Below are 18,226 nucleotides of genomic sequence, written 5' to 3'. Positions count from 1 at the left end.
AGTGAGGAGCCGACATGTCCGTCACCGACCACCGGCCAGCGCTCGACGTCCGCGTGGGCGACCAGGAACGGGAACACACCGCACACGAACTGGGGCAGGCGCTGGCCCAGGGATATCTCACGATGGAGGAGTACGAGCGGCGCGTCGACCTGGTGTTCTCGGCGACCACCGCCGCCGGGTTGCGCGCGGTGCTGGCCGACTTGCCGATCGCCCGGATCCGTCACCAGGATCCCGGTCGGCGCGCGCGACGCCGGGCCGCCGCGCGGCGCGGGGTACAGGTGCACCTGGCCGCCTACGTCGCCATGGCCGTCATCTGCCTGACGGTGTGGCTGGCCGTCGCGCTCACCGCCGGGGCCTGGTACTTCTGGCCGGTCTGGCCGATTCTCGGTGGCGCCATCGGCGTCGCGTCGCATGCCCTACCCGTGCGACTGTGCGCCGGCCGATTCAGCGGCCTCACCTCATCCGCCTAGGCAACCGGGGCCGAGCAGCGCCTTCAGGTCACCCATCAGCGCCGGAGACGGCGTCACCCGCAAGGACTGATCGAGTTCGAGCGTGGTGATCCGCTCGCCACTCATCAAGCGCAGATGTACCTGCGAGGTGCCAGGATGGTTGGCCAGCACCTGTTTGAGCGCGCTGACCTTGTCGATCGTGCACTGGCGCGTCGGCAGGCTGACCGCGATGGGACGGTCCGCGGTAGCGCTGGTGAAGTCCGGCACCACCAGTTCCTGGACGATCAGTGCGATCCGGTCGTCGCGGGCCGCCACCTTCGCCTTGACCAGCACGACCGCATCGTCGGTGACCTCGGCCCCGTATACCGAATAGGTCTGCGGGAAGAACAGCACCTCGATTCCGCCGGTGAGGTCCTCCAATTGCGCCGAGGCCCAGGGTAATCCGTTCTTGTTCACCCGCCGGTTCACGCCCGCGAGAATCCCGCCGACCAGCACCTGGGCATCGTTGGCCACATCGCCGTCGAGGATCGCAGGGATCTGGGTGTCGACCTGGTTGGCCAGCAGGTGCGCCACGCCGTTGAGCGGATGCCCGGACACGTACAGGCCCAGCATCTCGCGCTCCAGCGCCAGCTTGTGCTTGTCCTCCCACTCCTCGTCGGGCACCTTGATGGTGAACGCGGATTGCCCCATATCGGCGTCGGAACCGCCCGCCCCGCCGAACAGGTCGAACTGCCCCATCGCCTCGGCCTTCTTGGTGCCCAGCACCGAGTCGACGGCGTCGGTGTGCACCAGGAACAGGCCCTTGCGCGGGTGACCGAGCGAGTCGAACGCCCCCGCCTTGACCAGCGATTCCGTCACCTTCTTGTTGCAGGCGGCGATGTCGATCTTGTTCAGGTAGTCCGAGAAGTCGGTGTACTTACCCTTTTCGGTGCGCGTTTTGATCAGGGAGGCAACGACGTTGGAGCCGACGTTGCGGACAGCTCCGAGGCCGAAGCGGATGTCGGCGCCAACCGAGGCGAAGTTCTGCACGGACTCGTTGACATCCGGAGGCAGCACCGTGATGCCGAGCTTGCGGCAGTCGGCCAGGTACACCGCCGCCTTGTCCTTGTCGTCACCGACCGAGGTGAGCAGCCCGGCCATGTACTCGGCCTGATAGTTGGCCTTCAGGTAGGCCGTCCAGTACGACACCAGGCCGTATCCGGCGGCGTGCGACTTGTTGAAGGCGTAGCCCGCGAACGGAAGGATGGTGTCCCACAGGGCTTTCACCGCTTTCTCGGAGAACCCGTTGGCGGTCATGCCTTCGTAGAAGCCCTTGTACTCGGCCTCGAGCACTTCGAGCTTCTTCTTGCCCATCGCCTTGCGCAGCGCGTCGGCCTTGCCCATCGTGTACGAGGCGACCTTCTGGGCGATGAACATGATCTGCTCTTGGTAGACGATCAGGCCGTAGGTCTCGGCCAAGATCTCGCGCAGCGGCTCCTCGAGTTCGGGGTGGATCGGCTTGATGGGCTGGCGGCCGTTCTTGCGGTCGGCGTAGTCGTTGTGGGCGTTCATCCCCATCGGCCCGGGCCGGTACAGCGCGAGGACGGCCACGATGTCGTTGAACTCGGTGGGCTGCATGCGGCGCAGCAGGTCGCGCATCGGCCCGCCGTCGAGCTGGAACACCCCCAGCGTGTCGCCGCGCGACAGCAGTTCGTAGGCGGCCGGGTCGTCGAGCGACAGGGACTCCAGGTCGAGGTCGATACCGCGGTTGGCCTTGATGTTCTCGATGGCGTCGCCGATGATCGTCAAGTTCCGCAGGCCGAGGAAGTCCATCTTGAGCAGGCCGATGGCCTCACACGAGGGATAGTCCCAGCCCGTGATGACGGCGCCGTCCTGGGGACGCTTCCACAGCGGGATCGCGTCGACCAGCGGCTCGGAGCTCATGATCACCGCGCAGGCGTGCACGCCGGCGTTGCGGACCAGACCCTCCAGCCCTCGCGCGGTCTCGTAGATGGTGCGCACGTCGGGATCGGTGTCGATCAGGCCGCGCACCTCGGCGGCCTCCTTGTACCGCTCGTGTGCGGGATCGGTGATGCCCGACAGCGGGATGTCCTTGGCCATGATCGGCGGTGGCAGCGCCTTGGTGATCCGGTCGGCGATCGCGAAGCCGGGCTGGCCGTAGTGCACCCGCGCCGAATCCTTCAGCGCCGCTTTGGTTTTGATGGTGCCAAAGGTGATGACCTGGGCCACCCGGTCGCTGCCCCACTTGTTGGCGGCATACCGCAGCATCTCACCGCGGCGACGGTCGTCGAAGTCGATGTCGATGTCGGGGGCCGACGGCCGCTCCGGGTTGAGGAACCGCTCGAACAGCAGCCCGTGCGGGATCGGGTCGATGTTGGTGATCCCCAGCGCGTAGGCGACCAGCGAACCGGCCGCCGACCCGCGGCCCGGCCCGACCCGGATGTCGACCGAGCGCGCGTAGCCGATCAGGTCGGCCACGATCAGGAAGTACGACGGAAAACCCTTGTCGCAGATGACCTTGATCTCGTAGTCGGCCCGGCCGGTGTACTCCTGGGCCACCCCGTCCGGGAACCGCCGGCGCAGCCCCGCGGCGACCTCGTGGCGCAGCCACGTCTCCTGGGTGTGTCCGTCGGGCACGGGGAACACCGGCATCCGGTCGCGCGGCTCCCAGACGTCGGCGTAGGACTGCACCCGCTCGGCGATCAGCAGCGTGGAGTCGCACGCGCCTGCGATCTCGCCGTCCCACATGGCCCGCATCTCGGCGGCCGACTTGAGATAGTAGCCGTCGCCGTCGAATTTGAACCGGGCCGGATCCGACAGCGTCTTGCCGGTCTGGACGCACAGTAGGGCCTCGTGGTTGTGGGCCGCGTCGCGGGTGACGTAGTGGCAGTCGTTGGTGGCCAACGGCGGGATACCGAGTTTGCGGCCGACCTCGAGCAGCCCCTCGCGGACCCGGCGCTCGATGTCCAGCCCGTGATCCATGAGCTCGAGGAAGTAGTTCTCGGCGCCGAAGATCTCCCGCCACTTGGCCGCCGCTTCCAGCGCCTCGCGGTCGTGACCCAGCCGCAGCCGGGTCTGCACCTCACCCGACGGGCATCCGGTGGTGGCGATGATGCCTTCGGCGTGCTCGGCGACCAGCTCGGCGTCCATGCGCGACCACTTACCGAGCTGCCCCTCGAACGACGCCAGCGACGACAGCTTGAACAGGTTGCGCAGCCCGGTCGCGTTCTCGGCGACCATCGTCATGTGGGTGTATGACCCGCTGCCCGACACGTCATCGCTCTTCTGGCCGGGATCGCCCCACAGCACCCGCTTGGTGTCGAACCGCGACCCGGGCGCGATGTAGGCCTCCACCCCGATGATCGGCTTGATGCCCGCACCGGTCGCCAAGTTGTAGAACTCGCTGGCGCCGAACATGTTTCCGTGGTCGGTCATCCCGATCGCGGGCATCGCCAGGCGCTGCGCCTCGGCCAGCATGGGCTTGACCTTGGCAGCCCCGTCGAGCATCGAATACTCGGTGTGGTTGTGCAGGTGCACAAAGGAGCCAGTCGAAGAGACGCCGTTACCCATAGGCCCGTCAGTCTAGGTTGCCGCACCGACACGGCCGGGCGTGTCGCGATCGCGCCGGGGGCGTGTCTCCACCGATCGCACCGCCGCGACGCGTTGGGTCACCGCGCCCGCCGCAGCGCGTCGCCCGAGAACACCGCCAGTGCTATCCAGATCAGCCCGAACCCCACCCAGCGCGCAGGCGGCATCGGCTCGCGCCCGACCACCACGCCCCAGGTCATCTGCATCGCCGGGGTGAGGTACATCAGCAGGCCCAGGGTCACCATCGGCAGACGTTGCGCGGCGGCGGCGAACAACAGCAGCGGCACCGCGGTGACCACACCGGAGAGCACCATCAGGGCGAGGTGCCAGGGTCCGTGGCTGGTGAAGGTCGCATGCCCGGTGATCTGGGCCACGACGATGAACGCCGCCGCCGCCGGCGCCGCCACCGCCGCCTCGACGCCCACGCTGACACGTGGATCCGTCGGCACCACCTTCTTGACGGCACCGTAGATGCCGAAGGACATCGCCAGCCCGAGCGCGATCCACGGCACGGTGCCGCTCTCGACGGTGAGGATCACCACGGCGCACGCCGCGATCGACAGGGCCACGATCTGGGCGCGGTTGAGCTGTTCCCGGAACACCACCACTCCCAGCGCCACGCTGAACAGCGGGTTGATGAAGTACCCGAGGGCCGCGTCGACGACATGGCCGTTGGTCACCGCGTAGATGTAAATGCCCCAGTTCAGCGAGATCAGCCCCGACGCACAGGCCAGTAGCAGCCAGACCGGCCCGGTGATGCGGCGCAGATCGCCGAGCCGGCCCACGGCGGCGACCACGGCGACCATCAGCACCAGCGTCCACACGATGCGGTGCGCCAGCACCTCGAACGCGTCGGCGGGCAGCAGCAGTGGGAAGAACGCCGGGAACAGTCCCCATGAGCCGTAGGCGCCGACGCCGTACAACAGACCCTTGCTGCGGGTGTCGGCGCTCACTGGCTGCGCAGCACCTCCAGCGCGTGCTGCAGATCCGGCGGGTAGGGGCTGGTGATCTCCATCGCGCGGCCGTCCGCGGGGTGGGTGAACGCCAGCGAACGGGCGTGCAGCCACTGGCGCTCGAGATCGAGCTTCTTGGCCAGCGTCGGGTCGGCGCCGTAGGTGAGGTCGCCGCAGCAAGGGTGGTGCAGGGCGGCGAAATGCACCCGGATCTGGTGTGTCCGGCCGGTTTCCAGTTCGATGTCGAGCAGGCTGGCCGCCTGGAACGCCTCGATCGTGTCGTAGTGGGTGACGCTGTGGCGGCCCTGTTCGGTCACCGCGAACTTCCAGTCGTGACCGCGGTGCCGGCCGATCGGCGCGTCGATCGTGCCGCTGCTCGGGTCGGGGTGGCCCTGCACCAGCGCGTGGTAGCGCTTGTGCACAGTGCGCTGTTTGAAGGCCCGTTTGAGCACCGTGTACGCGCGCTCGGACAGCGCCACCACCATCACGCCCGACGTGCCCACATCGAGGCGGTGCACGATGCCCTGACGTTCGTGGATGCCCGACGTGCTGATCCGGAATCCGGCGGCGGCCAGTCCCCCGAGAACCGTGGGGCCGTGCCATCCCACCGTCGCGTGTGCGGCGACGCCAGGGGGTTTGTCGACGGCCACCAGGTCGTCGTCGGAATAGAGGATCGTCATGCCCTCGATCTCGACGGGTGTGTTCTCCGGCGGTGCCTGCGGTTCGGGAAGTCGGACCTCCAGCCACGCGCCGGCCGTCAACCGATCCGACTTGCCCACGGCGGCGCCATCGACATCCACCCCGCCGTCTTCGGCCAGCGCCGCCGCCGCGGTGCGCGACAGCCCGAGCAGGCGGGACAGGCCGGCGTCGACCCGCATGCCCGCGAGTCCCTCGGGGACCGGCATCGATCGAGTGTTCACTAGGACTGCTCGGCCTCTCGGTTGCCGGACACCGCGACACCGTCGTCCGGCTCGCGCCGCCCGACGGTGTCATAGTCGAAGCCGAACAGCGACAGCACCACCAGCAGGATCGCACCTCCGACGACCGACGGGTCGGCCACGTTGAACACCGGCCACCAACCCACCGACAGAAAATCCACGACGTGTCCCTGGAGCGGGCCCGGCGACCGGAAGAACCGGTCGACCAGGTTACCCATGGCACCCCCCAGGATCATGCCGAGGCCGATCGCCCACCAAGGCGACACCAGGCGCCTGCCCATCCAGACGATGCCGATCACCACCCCGGTGGCGATGAGCGTCAGCACCCAGGTGTACCCGGTGGCCATCGAGAAGGCGGCACCGGAGTTGCGCACCAGGGTCCAGGTCACCGTGTCACCGATGATGGACACCGGCTGGCCGGGGGTGAGCAGCTTGACCGCGAGCACCTTGGTGACGATGTCGAGGGCCAGCACCACCGCCGCGACCCCCAGTAGCAGGCGCAGCCTGCGCCGCGGCGCGGTTGCGGCTTCGGGGGTCTCGTCGGCGTCGGTGACCGGCTCGGCACGGTCCGGTGTTTCATCCGTCACGCCCCCCATCATCCCAAAGCGCCAATGGTGAACAATTTCGCCTGTGAGCCTCGTCCTGATCTCCACCGGCGGCACCATCTCCACCAGCACCGACGGCGCAGGTGTCCGACGACCCACCCGCACCGGCGCCGACCTGGCCGCGGGGCTCGGCGGCGCAGTGTCGGTCGAGGTGGTGGACCTGATGGCCGCCGACAGCTCGCAGCTGACACCCGCCGATTGGGACCGGATCCGCGACGCGGTCGCCCGCGCCGCGGGCGCCGACGGGATGGTGGTCACGCACGGCACCGACACCATGGAGGAGACGGCGCTGTGGTTGGAACTCACCTACGACGGCGCCGCCCCGGTGGTCCTCACCGGGGCACAGCGAAGCTCCGATGCGCCCGATGCCGACGGCCCGGCCAACCTGCGCGACGCGCTCACGGTCGCCGCCAGCCCCCTCGCCCGCGACCTGGGTGTGCTGATGTGTTTCGCGGGCACGGTGTGGCAGCCGCTCGGGCTGCAGAAGGTCGCCACCGCCGATCTGCGCGGCTTCACCGGCCGGGCGGTGGGGTCGGTGGCGGACGGCAGGTTCCACGAGGGGGCGGCCAAGACCCGGCCGTATCTGGGGGAGCTGTCGGCGGCCCGCGCACCACGGGTCGATATCGTCGCCGTCTACCCCGGCAGCGACGCGGTCGCGATGGACGCTTGCGTCGCCGCGGGTGCCCGAGCCATCGTGGTGGAGGCGGTCGGTTCAGGGAACGCCGGGCACGCCGTGATCGACGGGGTCCGACGGCTCTGCCGTGCTGGTGTGGTGATCGCCGTGTCGACGCGCGTTCCAGGAGGGCGGATCAGCCCCGGCTACGGGCCCGGCCGCGACCTCGTCGACGCGGGGGCAGTGGTGGTCCCCGGGCTGCGCCCGGCGCAGGCACGCGTGCTGCTGATGGCGGCGCTCGCGGCCGGCGTGCCGGTCGAGGAGGTGATCGCCCGCTGGGGCGCAGGAGGGATGTGACGCCGGTGCTGCGGGCGTGCCGGCGCCCGGAGAACTACGGGGTGCTCTGGTAATCCGACAGCGTGCGCAGGTAGTCGGGCCAGTCCAGGCTGACCACCGGGTTGGCGCGGACGACCTCGTGGGCATCGACGGGAAACGTCCGGGCCGGGCCGGGCCCGCTCGCGCGGGTCTCGAACCTCACGGTCATGACCCCGTGCCCGGCGCCCTGCACCCAGCCGTGTCCGAAGCCGGGGTGCGCGACGTCGTCGCCGATGCGCCACGCCGGCGGGGCGGCCGCTGCGTCCGTCAGCGTCTGGGGTGGATGCTCAGTGGGTCCCTCGTCGCCGCCGAGCTGTTCGAGGTCGGGGAACAGCGACTCCTGCTGGACCTCCATCAGACCCGAAAACCCAACTCCGACAAGACGAATCGGGCCCACCTCGAACGGGTCGAGCAACAGCCGGCGCGCGGTGGCGATCAGGGTGGCCGCGTCGGTGGTGGCGTAGGGCAAGGTGGCCGACCGGGTCAGGATGCTCATATCGGCCTTCTTGACCTTGACGGTCACGGTCCGCGCGCCGCGCCCGTCGCGCTCCAGTCGCCGGTGGGCATGCTCGCCGATCGGCGTGATCGCGGCGCGCAACTGCTCCAGCGTGGTCAGGTCGTGCGCGAACGTGGATTCCGCGCTGATCTGTTTGGCGGGAGCGTTCTCGGCGACCGGGCGGTCGTCGATGCCGTGGGCGAGCCGGTGCAGCGCGGGCCCGACGGTGCCGCCGAGTACGTCGACGACCTCGGCCCCCGAGAGTGCCGCGAAGGACCCGATGGTCTCGATGCCCAGCCGGTGCAGCTTTTCCTCGGCCACCGGTCCGATGCCCCACAGCCGCCGCACCGGCAGCCCGTCGAGCAGGGGTCGCTCCTCGGCGCGGGAGACGACACGGATGCCGTCCGGTTTGGCCAGACCGGAGGCGATCTTGGCGATCTGCTTACCCGATCCGGCGCCTACCGACGCCACCAGTCCCGTCTCCTCGCGCACCCGGCGCCGTAGCGCCTGACAGAACTCCCCGACCTCCGTGGCGGGTGCGCCAGCCAGTTCGGCCGGTTCTCCGAACGCCTCGTCGTACGAAAGCTGTTCGAGAACCGGAACCCCGGCGCGCACGGTTTCGAACACCCGCCGGCTGGCCACGCCGTAGACGACGCCGCGCGGCGGAAGCACCACGGCGGGCGCCCCGACCAGCCGTCGGGCCTGGTGCATCGGCATCGCCGAGCGGGCCCCGAAGCGGCGGGCCTCGTAGCTGGCCCCGGCCACCACCCCGCGGCCGCCGAGGCCGCCGACGAGCACGGGCCTGCCCCGCAGCGTGGGCCGGGTCAGCTGCTCCACCGACGCGAAGAACGCGTCCATGTCGAGGTGCAGCACCCACCGATCCACGACCCTCCTCTCACACCGAGATCAACGTATTGCAGAGAATCACTCGGGCTTTCTCTGCAATACGTTGATCTGGGCGCACGATGGATCAGGCCTTGGCGAGGGCCACCCGGACCCCGTCTCCGATCGCGGTCCCGTCGGGGAGCGCATCGGTGCCCACCACGTGGAAGCCCGTGGCCAGCACCTCACCGGCGATCAGATCGCGGTGGGTCTTGGCCCACGCCAGTTTGTCGGCGGGTACGGCCAGGGTGACGCTGATCCGGTCGGACACCTCAAGGCCCGTCGACTTGCGCAGATCCTGGAGTTCCCTGATGCGGTCCTTGGCCCAGCCCTCCGCCTCCAACTCGGGGGTGAGGGTGGCGTCGAGCACCACCAGGCCCGCGCCCTCGGGCAGCGCCGCTGTCCACTCGGGGTCGGCGGCGACCAGCCGTGAGCTGTACTCATCGGGTTGCAGCACCGCTGGACCCGCGGTCAGGGTGCCGTCCGGATTGACCACCCCCTGCCCCGCCTTGACGGCCTTGATCGCCGCCTGCACGTCCTTGCCCAGCCGCGGGCCCGCGACCTTGGCGTTGACGGCGAGCTCGAAACGGCCATAGGCGTCGATGTCGTCGGTGAGTTCGACGGCCTTGAGGTTCAGCTCGTCGGCGATCAATTCGGTAAACGGCGCCAGGGCGGCCGGATCCACCGACTTGTCCAGTGCCACAGTCAATTTCGGTAACGGGAGCCGTACCCGCAGCTTCTTGGCCTTGCGCAGCGACGAGCCCGTCGAACACACCTCCCGAACCTGGTCCATCGCCGCCACCAACCCGGGATCGGCGGGCAGGTTCGCAACCGGCCAGTCCGTCAGGTGCACCGAACGCTCACCGGTCAGCCCGCGCCAGATCACCTCGGTGGTCAGCGGAAGCAGCGGCGCGGCGAGCCGCGAGGTCACCTCCAGCACGGTGTGCAGGGTGTCGATGGCGTCGCGGTCCTCCTCCCAGAAGCGTGAACGTGACCGTCGCACATACCAGTTGGTGAGCGCCTCGGTGAACTGCCGCAGCTGGTCGCAGGCGCCCGAGATGTCGCACACATCCAGCGATTCGGTCAGGTCGTCGCGCAGCTGCGCCAGCTTGGCCAGGATGTAGCGGTCCAGGATGTGGGCCGAGTCGGTGCGCCAGGTGCCCCGCTGAGGGGCGTAGAGCGCGAGGAAGGTGTAGGCGTTCCACAGCGGCAGCAGCACTTGGCGCACACCCTCGCGGATGCCCTGTTCGGTGACGATCAGGTTGCCGCCGCGCAGGATCGGCGACGCCATCAGGAACCACCGCATGGCGTCGGATCCGTCGCGGTCGAAGACCTCGGAGACGTCGGGATAGTTGCGCAGCGACTTGCTCATCTTCTGCCCGTCGTTGCCGAGCACGATCCCGTGCGCCACACAGGTTTTGAATGCCGGGCGGTCGAAAAGGGCGGTCGCCAGCACGTGCAGCGTGTAGAACCACCCCCGGGTCTGGCCGATGTACTCGACGATGAAATCGCCGGGGAAATGCGGCTCGCGCGCCAGCACCGGGTCGTCGCCGGCCACGCCGTCGAACCAGGCCTGATTCTCGAACGGGTAGTGCACCTGCGCATACGGCATCGAGCCGGAGTCGAACCACACGTCGAGCACGTCCTCGATGCGCCGCATCGTCGACTTACCGGTCGGATCATCGGGATTGGGGCGCGTCAGCTCATCGATGTAGGGCCGGTGCAGATTGTCCGGCCGCACGCCGAAGTCGCGCTCCAACTCGTCCACGCTGCCGTACACGTCGACTCTCGGGTACGCGGGATCGTCGGACTTCCACACCGGAATCGGGGTGCCCCAGTACCGGTTCCGCGAGATCGACCAGTCGCGGGCACCTTCCAGCCACTTGCCGAACTGGCCGTCCTTGACGTGCTCGGGATACCAGGTGATCTCCTTGTTGAGGTCGACCATCCGGTCGCGGAACTCGGTCACCCGCACGAACCACGACGACACCGCGCGGTAGATCAGCGGATTGCGGCACCGCCAGCAGTGCGGATAGGAGTGTTCATAGGTTTCGTGACGCAGCAGCACCGCGCCGTTGACCGCGGCAGATCCCGCACCGGTCTTCAGGTCGCGGATGATGTGCGGGTTCGCCTCGAACACGTGCTGGCCACTGTAATCCGGCACGGTGGAGTCGAATCGGCCTTTGGCGTCCACCGGGGTGGCCGCGGTGATACCCGCTGGCTGCGCGACCTCCATATCCAGCTCACCGTAGGCAGGCGCCATATGCACCAGCCCGGTGCCGTCGTCGGTGCTGACGTAGTCGGCGGACAGCACCTGAAACGCGTTGCGCGAGTCCATGAAATACGGGAACGGCGGCAGGTATCGGGTGCCGACCAGCTCCGCCCCGGTGTAGGTGGCCAGCACCTCGGGCTCGTCCCCGAGCTCGCGGGCGTAGGCGCCCAGCCGCTCCTTGGCCAGCACGTAGCGCAGGCCGTCGGCGCCGCGCACCTGCACATAGGTGACGTCGGCGTTGACCGCCACCGCCTGGTTGGAGGGCAGGGTCCACGGGGTGGTCGTCCAGATCAGCAGGTACGAGCCTGCCAGCGGCCCGTCGGGGCCAGTCTGCTCCTCGCGCAAGCGCTCGTCGGTCACTGGGAAGCCGACGGTGATCGCCGGATCCTGCCGGCTCTGGTACACGTCGTCGTCCATCCGCAGCTCGTGGCTGGACAGCGGCGTCTCGTCGTTCCAGCAATACGGCAGCACCCGGTTGCCCTCATAGGCCAGACCCTTGTCCCACAGCTGCTTGAACGCCCAGATAACCGATTCCATGAAGCTCGGGTCCAGGGTCTTGTAGTCGTTGTCGAAGTCCACCCAGCGGGCCTGGCGGGTGACGTAGGTCTGCCATTCGTTCGTGTACTTGAGCACCGACGCGCGGCAGGCGTCGTTGAACTTCGCGATGCCCATCGCCTCGATCTGCGCCTTGTCGGTGATGTCGAGCTGTCGCTGCACCTCGAGTTCGGCGGGCAGGCCGTGGGTGTCCCAGCCGAAGCGGCGCTCCACCTTGTAGCCGCGCATGGTGCGGTAGCGCGGCACGATGTCCTTGACGTACCCGGTGAGCAGGTGCCCGTAGTGCGGCAGGCCGTTGGCGAACGGCGGGCCGTCGTAGAACACGTACTCGGGCGCCCCGTCCCTGCGGGCCACGCTGGCCCGAAACGTGTCGTCGGCGGCCCAGTAGTCCAGGACGCCGTGTTCCATGTCGGGGAAGTTCGGCGGCCCTGCGGCCGGCTTGGGATAGGCGGTCACGGTGTGCGCGGTCACGGTGTGCGTAGTCTCCTGCGCCTCGTTCAGGCACGGGGACGACGTCGCGCGGTTGCGCGAGCGCCGCGGTACCACCCCGCTTGCCCACACCATGTGTGCGCCGCTCAACTGGGCGATGACGGGCCCACCCGTCCGGTTCTACTCGGCCGTTGCGCACGTGCGCGCCGGCGTTTCCTCCGAAGGCTCCCCGGTGATGGCCGGATCGGTGCCGTTGCTCGAATTCTAGCCCCCGAGTCCACCCGATAGGGCGCCGAGGTGGGCGCGCTCCGGCAAGGAAGCGACCGGCCGGGGTATGCGAGACTGGTGCCCTTCCGACCGAGCCAGGACAACGACCACCATGGGTATCGCGCTCCCGCCGCTCACGCCGGCACAGGAGAGTCTCTTCCTCACGCTGGGCAGCAGGGCGATCGACAGCCGGTTGCCCAGTCCGCTGCTCGGCGACACCATGGCCGACGACATCGTCACGGCGGTCGGGTACGACCTCGACAGGTTCCCCACCCTGCGCACCAGGCTCGTCGACCCGAAGGCGAAGATCTTCGATGTCACGGTGCGGGCCAAGAGGATCGACGAGGTGGTGCGCCGATTCGTCATCGCCCGTCCGGACGCCGTGGTGCTCGACCTCGGCGCCGGACTGGACGGCAGGGTGTTCCGGGTGGATCCCGCGCCCACCGTCGACTGGTACGACGTCGACTTCGCCGAGGTGGCCGCCCTGCGCAGGCAGCTGGTGCCGCCGCGTGCCAACGCCCACAACGTCGCCGCCGACCTGACCGACCCGGGCTGGCTGGCCGGAATCCCGGGCGATCGGCCCGCGATGCTGGTGGCCGACGGGCTCCTCCCGTTCGTCGCACCAGACGATCTGGTGGCGCTGCTCGGCCGGCTCACCGCGCACTTCCCGGCCGGCGAACTGGCACTCAACGCCTACACGCGCTATCTCATCTGGGGGCTCAAGCATTCCCGAGCGATGCGTGCGATCTCGGGCGGGGTGGCCAACCCCGGGTTCAGCGATCCGCGGCTGCCCGAACGCTGGGGCTGCGGCCTGACCCTGCTCGAGGAGATCTTCCTGACCCGAGCACCCGAGGTCGCCGAGATGGCGCGGCCCGGGCGGGCGGCGACGCAGCTGGCGGCCCGCAGCGCGCGGGTGTCCAGAATGATCGCGACCGTGGTGTTGCGCTACAGCTTCTGAGGCGTCTCACCCGCGGGTCAGCGGCGCGGGGTGAGCCCCCTCATCAGCAGGCCCGCCCATATCCGATCGGTGAGAAGCAGTCGCGCGAGAACGGAAGCCTTGCCCGAGGCCCCGACGATGTAGCGGGGCCTGGGATTCTTGGCCTCCACCGCACGCACGACGGCGCGCGCGACGGTGTCGGCGCTGATGGTCACGACGGGCATGCGCGACATCGCGCGGGTGGTGTCGGAGTAGCGCCTTTTGAACTCGTCGTACGGGTCGTGTTCGGCTTCCGGTGCGCGTGCTGCGCGTTGGGCCTCGTTGAAGCCGGTGCGCACGCCGGTCGGGTCGATCAACACGACGCGCACGCCGAACTGACGCACCTCGGCGCCCAGCACCTGCGACAGGGCCTCCACGCCGTACTTGCTGATGTGGTAGGCACCCGCGCCGGGGCTGGTGAACCGTCCTCCCGTGCTGCCGATGTTGACGATCGCGCCGGACCGCCGGGCACGCATGCCTGGCAGCACGAGCTGTGAAAGATGCAGCATCGCAACGACATTGGTTTCGAGGATGCTGCGCAGGTCGGTCAGCGCGACCTGCTCGAGGGGGCTGGCCAAGCCGAATCCGGCGCTGTTGACCAGGACCTCCACGCCGCCGTGCTCCGCCTCGATCTCCTCGACGAGCGAGGCGGCGGCGGCTTCGTCGGTGACGTCGAGCGATCGGACCGCGAGGCCATCCGCCCGCAGGGCGTCGAGCGCGGCCGGATTGCGGCCCGTTGCGAAGACCCGGTAGCCGCGGCGCTGCAACCGACGGGCGACGGCGGCACCGATCCCGCTCGTCGCCCCTGTCACCAGCGCGGTCGGCTTCGGTGTCATGGGCGCGGTCACAGTCCCCTGTCGCCCAGCCAGGTGTGGATGCGCCCGGCGACGGCCTCCCACCCGTGTTCGAGCATCATGTTGTGGCCCACGCCCGAAAAGAACTGCGCCTCCGTGTGATACGCGCGCGCCGTGGCGAGCACCTCCGCGGCGCTCACCGCGCCGTCCTCGCCTGCGCCCAGTACCAGCAACGTGGTGGTGACCCGCTTGGGTCTGGGCAGGATGAACATGCCGTCGACGCCGGCGCGGGCGCTCTCTTCCTGCAGGCGCGCCGAGTATTTCAGAATCAGCGACTCCGGGGTGTTCGCGGAGAAGAACCGCTCCCTGGCCAGCTGGGGTGTGCTCACGTATGGCAGCGACTTGCCCGTGACGAGGACCTTGGCGAAATGCCACGGGTGTCTGCGCAGCCAGCGCCCGCTGGAGCCCAGGTACCCGAGCGGGGGCATCGACGCCATCAGCACCCCTGCGGGCGCGGTGTTTGCCTCCAGGTACTTCTGTGCGACGAGACCACCCATCGAATGACCGACGATCACCGGTCTGGCGGGCAGGCCGTCGGCGACCGTGCGTACATCCTCGACATAGTCGGAGATCGAGCAGAGCCGCAGCGGTTTGGGACTGCGGCTGTTGCCGTGGCCGCGAAGACTCACGGCCACGGCGCGATATCCCTTGTCCGCGAAGAAGTCCAGGAAGTGCTCATCCCAGCACCACGCCGCATGCCAGGCCCCGTGCACGAAGAGCAACGGGGCGGGGTGGGCCGCGCTGACCCGCCCCTTGTCGATCACCTCGAGCATGTCACACGCGGCGCCCGCTGCCGTGGACTCGTCGCAAGGACCGGTGTGCATCAGGCGATCGAGTAATCGCTCATCGGAAATCGCTCCTGATCCCTGACGGCGTTGCGCACCGACGTCGGCCGGAACAGCGGCGCCTCTCCGCTGGGACTGAACCAATACGACCGCGAACCGGTGCAGCTGCCAAGGCGGAACACCGAATCGTCGAGCAGCTCGTCCATCCGATCCAGGAAACGGGTGTTCGCCGCTTCGGTGATCTCGAAGGTGCGAGCCTTGCGCCGCTTCAGTTCGCCGAACAACCGGTCCATGTGGCGCATCTGGTATTCCACCGTGCTGAACCACGACAGGCCCACCCAGGCGTACGGGCTGGCCGATGTCAGGAAGTTCGGGAATCCCGGTACCGACACCCCCTGGTAGGCCTGGAACCTGTTGTCCCGCCACCACTTACCGAGGTTGCGGCCGTCCCGGCCGATGACTTCGATGGCCGGCAGGTTGGACTCCCACACGTCGAAACCGGTCGCAAGGACCAGCGTGTCGACCGTGCGCTTGTTGCCGTCGGCCGTGACGATGCCGTCTGGCTCGATCCGCTCGACGCCGCTGGTCTCCAGGTGCACATGGCGTTTGGCGAACGTGCGGTAGTAGGAGTTCGACAGCGTCGGCCGTTTGCATCCGTAGTCGTAGCCCGGAGTCAGCTTGCGCCGCAGCTCCTTGTCCCGAATCGAGAGGAACTGCAGGGTCTTGGAGGCCTTCTCGGCGACCCGGTTCAGACCCTTGAAGTAGCGGAACCTCCACATCGCGATCAGCATCAGCGCGTCCATGGTGAAGTCGGTGCCGAACCGCACCAGCCGCTGGGTCACGGGCACCTTCGCGAAGAGCCGTTGCACCGCGGGCGAGAAGCCGAAATCGAGCTTGGGCAGCACCCAGATCGGCGTGCGCTGATACACGGTCAGTTCGGCCACCGTCTTGGCCAGCTCGGGAATGAGCTGCACGCCGGTGGAGCCGGTGCCGATGATCGCGGCTCGCCGTCCCTCCAGCGAATAGTCGTCGTCCCACTTGGCCGCGTGCAGGATGCGCCCCTCGAAGGTTTCGATGCCGGGAATGTCCGGAACTCGTGGCTGACAGAGGAATCCCGTTGCCGCGATGAGGAACCGGGCGACCAGGGTCTCACCGCCCTCCAGCGCGATCCGCCAGAGCTGGACGTCGTCGTCCCACCGGGCGCCCTCGACCGTGGTGTTGAACCGCATGTAGCGGCGCACGTCGTACTTGTCGGCCACATGCTCGGCGTAGCGCTTGAGCTCCCGGCCGGGTGCGTACATCCGTGACCAGTACGGGTTCGGTTCGAACCAGAACGAGTAGGTGGTCGACGGCACGTCGACGGCAAGGCCGGGATACCGGTTGACGTGCCACGTGCCGCCCACGTCGTCCTCGCGGTCGACGATCAGGATGTCGCGGTAGCCCAGCCGGTTGAGCTGGATCGCCGCACCCATCCCGCCGAATCCCGCTCCGACGATGAGCGCATCGAGTACGTGAGTTTCCTGAGTCACCTCAGTTGCCTCAGTTTCTATGGACGCCATGTGTTCAGTCGTCCCCGTCCCGGTCGGCCTTTCCTGCCGTACCGCTCTTGTCCGTCTTGCCCGTGCCGTCGGTCTTGTCGGCTTTCTTGCCCCCGTTGCCCAGCTTGTCGGCGATCTTGGACACGCGGGAAGTGATCCTGTCGCCCAACGACTTCAGCCCGTCGGCCTTGCGGCCGGACGTGCCGTTGGCGGTGGCCTTGCGCGGCTCGATCTTCTTGCCGCCGACCGCGGCCCCATCCTCGCCGGCCTTATCGGCCTTCACAGCGGTCCGCGTCGCGGTGGCGACCGCACCGCCCGTCTGGGTCCCGGTCTCCTCGGGTTGCGGTTCGGCCTCGGCTGACGGTGACCGTAGCACTCCGCCGAGGGTGGACACCGTCTTGACGAGGTCGGTCACGGGCCGGACGACGGCACGCTCGGTTTCCTCGGCCGCCACCTGCGGGGTGGCCGGGGTTTCCGGGGTCACTGGGGCTTTCTGGACGCCGCCAATCTCCTGCACGACGGTGCTGTTCTTCCGGGGCTGCAGATCCCGCAGGAAGCTGGTGACCTGCGCCAGGGCGCCGCCGTCGCGCGTGTCGCCGCCCGGCGCCAGCGCATCCGGTGTCACCGAAGGCCAGGGCTGACCGACATCCCACGCGCCCGCGGGCCGGCCGTGCGTGTTCTGCCAGGAATGGTCGGCCAGCCACGCGTTGATGTTCTCGTTGCCCGGATCGATTCTCTGCATCACCTTCAGGATGCCCTCGGGGGTGGACTCCGCCGGCCACTGGCATGACCAGCAGTAGGACATGTTCGGTGTGAAGGGGTTGAAGTCGACGACGATGCCGGCGAGCAGGGTCGAGAACGCCCGGCGGACTTCCAGGGAGGTGGGGAACGTGACGCCCTGGGGGTCGTCCATCAAGTGGTTGATGTAGCTGACGAACGGCACGGACGGATCCAAATTCGCCGTCGTTCCCGACCACGGCATCAGGTAGATGGTCTCACCGGTCTCGGGGTCGATGGCGGTCTTCGTGCCCTGGAATCCGAACGCGTCGGGGACCGGGCCGGGATACGACTCGACATCGCCGAACGTGTACGTCGGGCCGAGTCTCTGGGTGAAGAAGTGCTCGATGATCGGAAAGCTGTCCAGGCCCAGCAACACGCGCGCGATTCCCTCGGCGTCGAACGGCGCGATGGGCGGGCAGGTGACCGGACCGCAGCTCGGATGGACCGGGATCTCGGCGGCCGCGACCGCGGCCACCAGGTCGCCGAAGGGTTCGGAGAACGCGGGGAACGGGATCAACGTGTTGGCCAGGCCCTTGTACTTGGGCGGGTCGGCGGTGTCGGTACCCCAGATGTTCGACTGGTTGGACACCCACCAGCTTCCCGTGAACAGCAGGGCCCGGCCGGTGTAGTCGATTCCGTTGACGTAGTTCTGCGGGATGTTGAGAACGTCCTCGACCAGGTTGACGGGGATGTTGGTGATCGAAGACGCGGTCAGCCGTACCGCGCGCGTGACGATTTCATCGGTAACCGCCCTGGCGTCGCGATCTGCGGCGATCGCCGGCGCTGCGATGAGGCCGGCGCTCACGGCGATCGCCAGCCCGGCGGTGACATACGGACGCACGGCAGTCTGCACAGCGCCCCCCTTCCCAAT

Annotated in this window: 14 protein-coding genes; 4 read left to right on the top strand and 10 right to left on the bottom strand. The window is 68.5% G+C overall.

What is annotated here, in order from left to right; genetic code table 11:
* Positions 1-14 precede the first annotated feature (14 nt).
* Positions 15-470, top strand: a complete 456-nt coding sequence (locus ADBZ6K_RS01610; RefSeq protein WP_526344065.1) for a DUF1707 domain-containing protein — start codon at positions 15-17, stop codon at positions 468-470.
* Here the strand turns inward: ADBZ6K_RS01610 and dnaE are convergent.
* The 4 genes from dnaE to lspA all read right to left on the bottom strand — a co-directional run bounded on the left by dnaE (position 459) and on the right by lspA (position 6,515).
* On the bottom strand, positions 459-4,019 hold the full coding sequence (dnaE, locus tag ADBZ6K_RS01605) for a DNA polymerase III subunit alpha (RefSeq protein WP_526344064.1): 3,561 nt from the start codon (positions 4,017-4,019) through the stop codon (positions 459-461). The two genes, ADBZ6K_RS01610 and dnaE, sit on opposite strands and share 12 nt — an antisense overlap.
* 98 nt (positions 4,020-4,117) lie before the next feature.
* Positions 4,118-4,990 carry an EamA family transporter RarD gene (rarD, locus tag ADBZ6K_RS01600; protein WP_526344063.1) on the bottom strand — a complete coding sequence of 291 codons (873 nt, stop codon included), beginning with the start codon at positions 4,988-4,990 and terminating at the stop codon, positions 4,118-4,120.
* Positions 4,987-5,910: an RluA family pseudouridine synthase gene (locus tag ADBZ6K_RS01595; protein WP_526344062.1), complete on the bottom strand. Its 924-nt coding sequence runs from the start codon at positions 5,908-5,910 to the stop codon at positions 4,987-4,989. Before ADBZ6K_RS01595 ends, rarD begins: the two co-directional genes overlap by 4 nt.
* Complete coding sequence (lspA, locus tag ADBZ6K_RS01590) at positions 5,910-6,515, bottom strand: signal peptidase II (RefSeq protein ID WP_526344061.1); 606 nt, start codon at positions 6,513-6,515, stop codon at positions 5,910-5,912. Before lspA ends, ADBZ6K_RS01595 begins: the two co-directional genes overlap by 1 nt.
* Positions 6,516-6,558: 43 nt before the next feature.
* Here lspA and ADBZ6K_RS01585 point away from each other — a divergent pair, with 43 nt between their 5' ends.
* The gene (locus ADBZ6K_RS01585; RefSeq protein ID WP_526344060.1) at positions 6,559-7,503 is read left to right on the top strand and encodes an asparaginase; all 945 of its coding nucleotides are present in this window, start codon (positions 6,559-6,561) and stop codon (positions 7,501-7,503) included.
* Positions 7,504-7,537: 34 nt separating this feature from the next.
* Here the strand turns inward: ADBZ6K_RS01585 and ADBZ6K_RS01580 are convergent, their stop codons facing one another.
* On the bottom strand, positions 7,538-8,875 hold the full coding sequence (locus ADBZ6K_RS01580; protein ID WP_526344346.1) for a DNA polymerase IV: 1,338 nt from the start codon (positions 8,873-8,875) through the stop codon (positions 7,538-7,540).
* A gap of 112 nt (positions 8,876-8,987) precedes the next feature.
* Positions 8,988-12,134, bottom strand: coding sequence for an isoleucine--tRNA ligase (gene ileS / locus ADBZ6K_RS01575; protein WP_526344345.1), 3,147 nt, complete (start codon positions 12,132-12,134; stop codon positions 8,988-8,990).
* Positions 12,135-12,198: 64 nt separating this feature from the next.
* Here ileS and ADBZ6K_RS01570 point away from each other — a divergent pair, with 64 nt between their 5' ends.
* Both ADBZ6K_RS01570 and ADBZ6K_RS01565 read left to right on the top strand, forming a co-directional pair.
* Entirely contained in the window at positions 12,199-12,423 is a 225-nt protein-coding gene (locus ADBZ6K_RS01570; RefSeq protein WP_526344059.1) for a hypothetical protein, read from the top strand.
* Positions 12,424-12,534: 111 nt separating this feature from the next.
* Positions 12,535-13,380, top strand: a complete 846-nt coding sequence (locus tag ADBZ6K_RS01565) for a class I SAM-dependent methyltransferase (RefSeq protein ID WP_526344058.1) — start codon at positions 12,535-12,537, stop codon at positions 13,378-13,380.
* Between the two features lie 17 nt (positions 13,381-13,397).
* Here ADBZ6K_RS01565 and ADBZ6K_RS01560 read toward each other — a convergent pair whose 3' ends face one another.
* Genes ADBZ6K_RS01560 through ADBZ6K_RS01545 form a run of 4 tightly spaced genes read right to left on the bottom strand, consistent with a single transcriptional unit; the run spans position 13,398 to position 18,208 of the window.
* The gene (locus ADBZ6K_RS01560) at positions 13,398-14,234 is read right to left on the bottom strand and encodes an SDR family oxidoreductase (protein WP_526344057.1); all 837 of its coding nucleotides are present in this window, start codon (positions 14,232-14,234) and stop codon (positions 13,398-13,400) included.
* An 8-nt stretch (positions 14,235-14,242) separates the two neighbouring features.
* The gene (locus tag ADBZ6K_RS01555) at positions 14,243-15,025 is read right to left on the bottom strand and encodes an alpha/beta hydrolase (RefSeq protein ID WP_526344344.1); all 783 of its coding nucleotides are present in this window, start codon (positions 15,023-15,025) and stop codon (positions 14,243-14,245) included.
* A 50-nt stretch (positions 15,026-15,075) separates the two neighbouring features.
* Positions 15,076-16,596, bottom strand: a complete 1,521-nt coding sequence (locus tag ADBZ6K_RS01550) for a flavin-containing monooxygenase (RefSeq protein ID WP_526344056.1) — start codon at positions 16,594-16,596, stop codon at positions 15,076-15,078.
* 4 nt (positions 16,597-16,600) lie between these two features.
* Positions 16,601-18,208 carry a hypothetical protein gene (locus ADBZ6K_RS01545; protein ID WP_526344055.1) on the bottom strand — a complete coding sequence of 536 codons (1,608 nt, stop codon included), beginning with the start codon at positions 18,206-18,208 and terminating at the stop codon, positions 16,601-16,603.
* Between the last annotated feature and the right edge of the window lie 18 nt (positions 18,209-18,226).

The sequence above is a fragment of the Mycobacterium sp. genome, assembly GCF_044223235.1.
Lineage (GTDB): Bacteria > Actinomycetota > Actinomycetes > Mycobacteriales > Mycobacteriaceae > Mycobacterium.
Note: the sequence above shows the minus strand (reverse complement) of the source record. Positions and strands in the feature narration are given on the sequence as shown.

Excerpts from the sequence above, each read along its gene's own strand:
- ADBZ6K_RS01555 (WP_526344344.1), bottom strand. The coding sequence starts at position 15,025 with ATGCTCGAGGTGATCGACAAGGGGCGGGTCAGCGCGGCCCACCCCGCC.
- ADBZ6K_RS01550 (WP_526344056.1), bottom strand. The coding sequence starts at position 16,596 with ATGGCGTCCATAGAAACTGAGGCAACTGAGGTGACTCAGGAAACTCAC.
- ADBZ6K_RS01560 (WP_526344057.1), bottom strand. The coding sequence starts at position 14,234 with ATGACACCGAAGCCGACCGCGCTGGTGACAGGGGCGACGAGCGGGATC.
- ADBZ6K_RS01580 (WP_526344346.1), bottom strand. The coding sequence starts at position 8,875 with ATGGACGCGTTCTTCGCGTCGGTGGAGCAGCTGACCCGGCCCACGCTG.
- ADBZ6K_RS01610 (WP_526344065.1), top strand. The coding sequence starts at position 15 with ATGTCCGTCACCGACCACCGGCCAGCGCTCGACGTCCGCGTGGGCGAC.
- ADBZ6K_RS01565 (WP_526344058.1), top strand. The coding sequence starts at position 12,535 with ATGGGTATCGCGCTCCCGCCGCTCACGCCGGCACAGGAGAGTCTCTTC.
- dnaE (WP_526344064.1), bottom strand. The coding sequence starts at position 4,019 with ATGGGTAACGGCGTCTCTTCGACTGGCTCCTTTGTGCACCTGCACAAC.
- ileS (WP_526344345.1), bottom strand. The coding sequence starts at position 12,134 with ATGGAACACGGCGTCCTGGACTACTGGGCCGCCGACGACACGTTTCGG.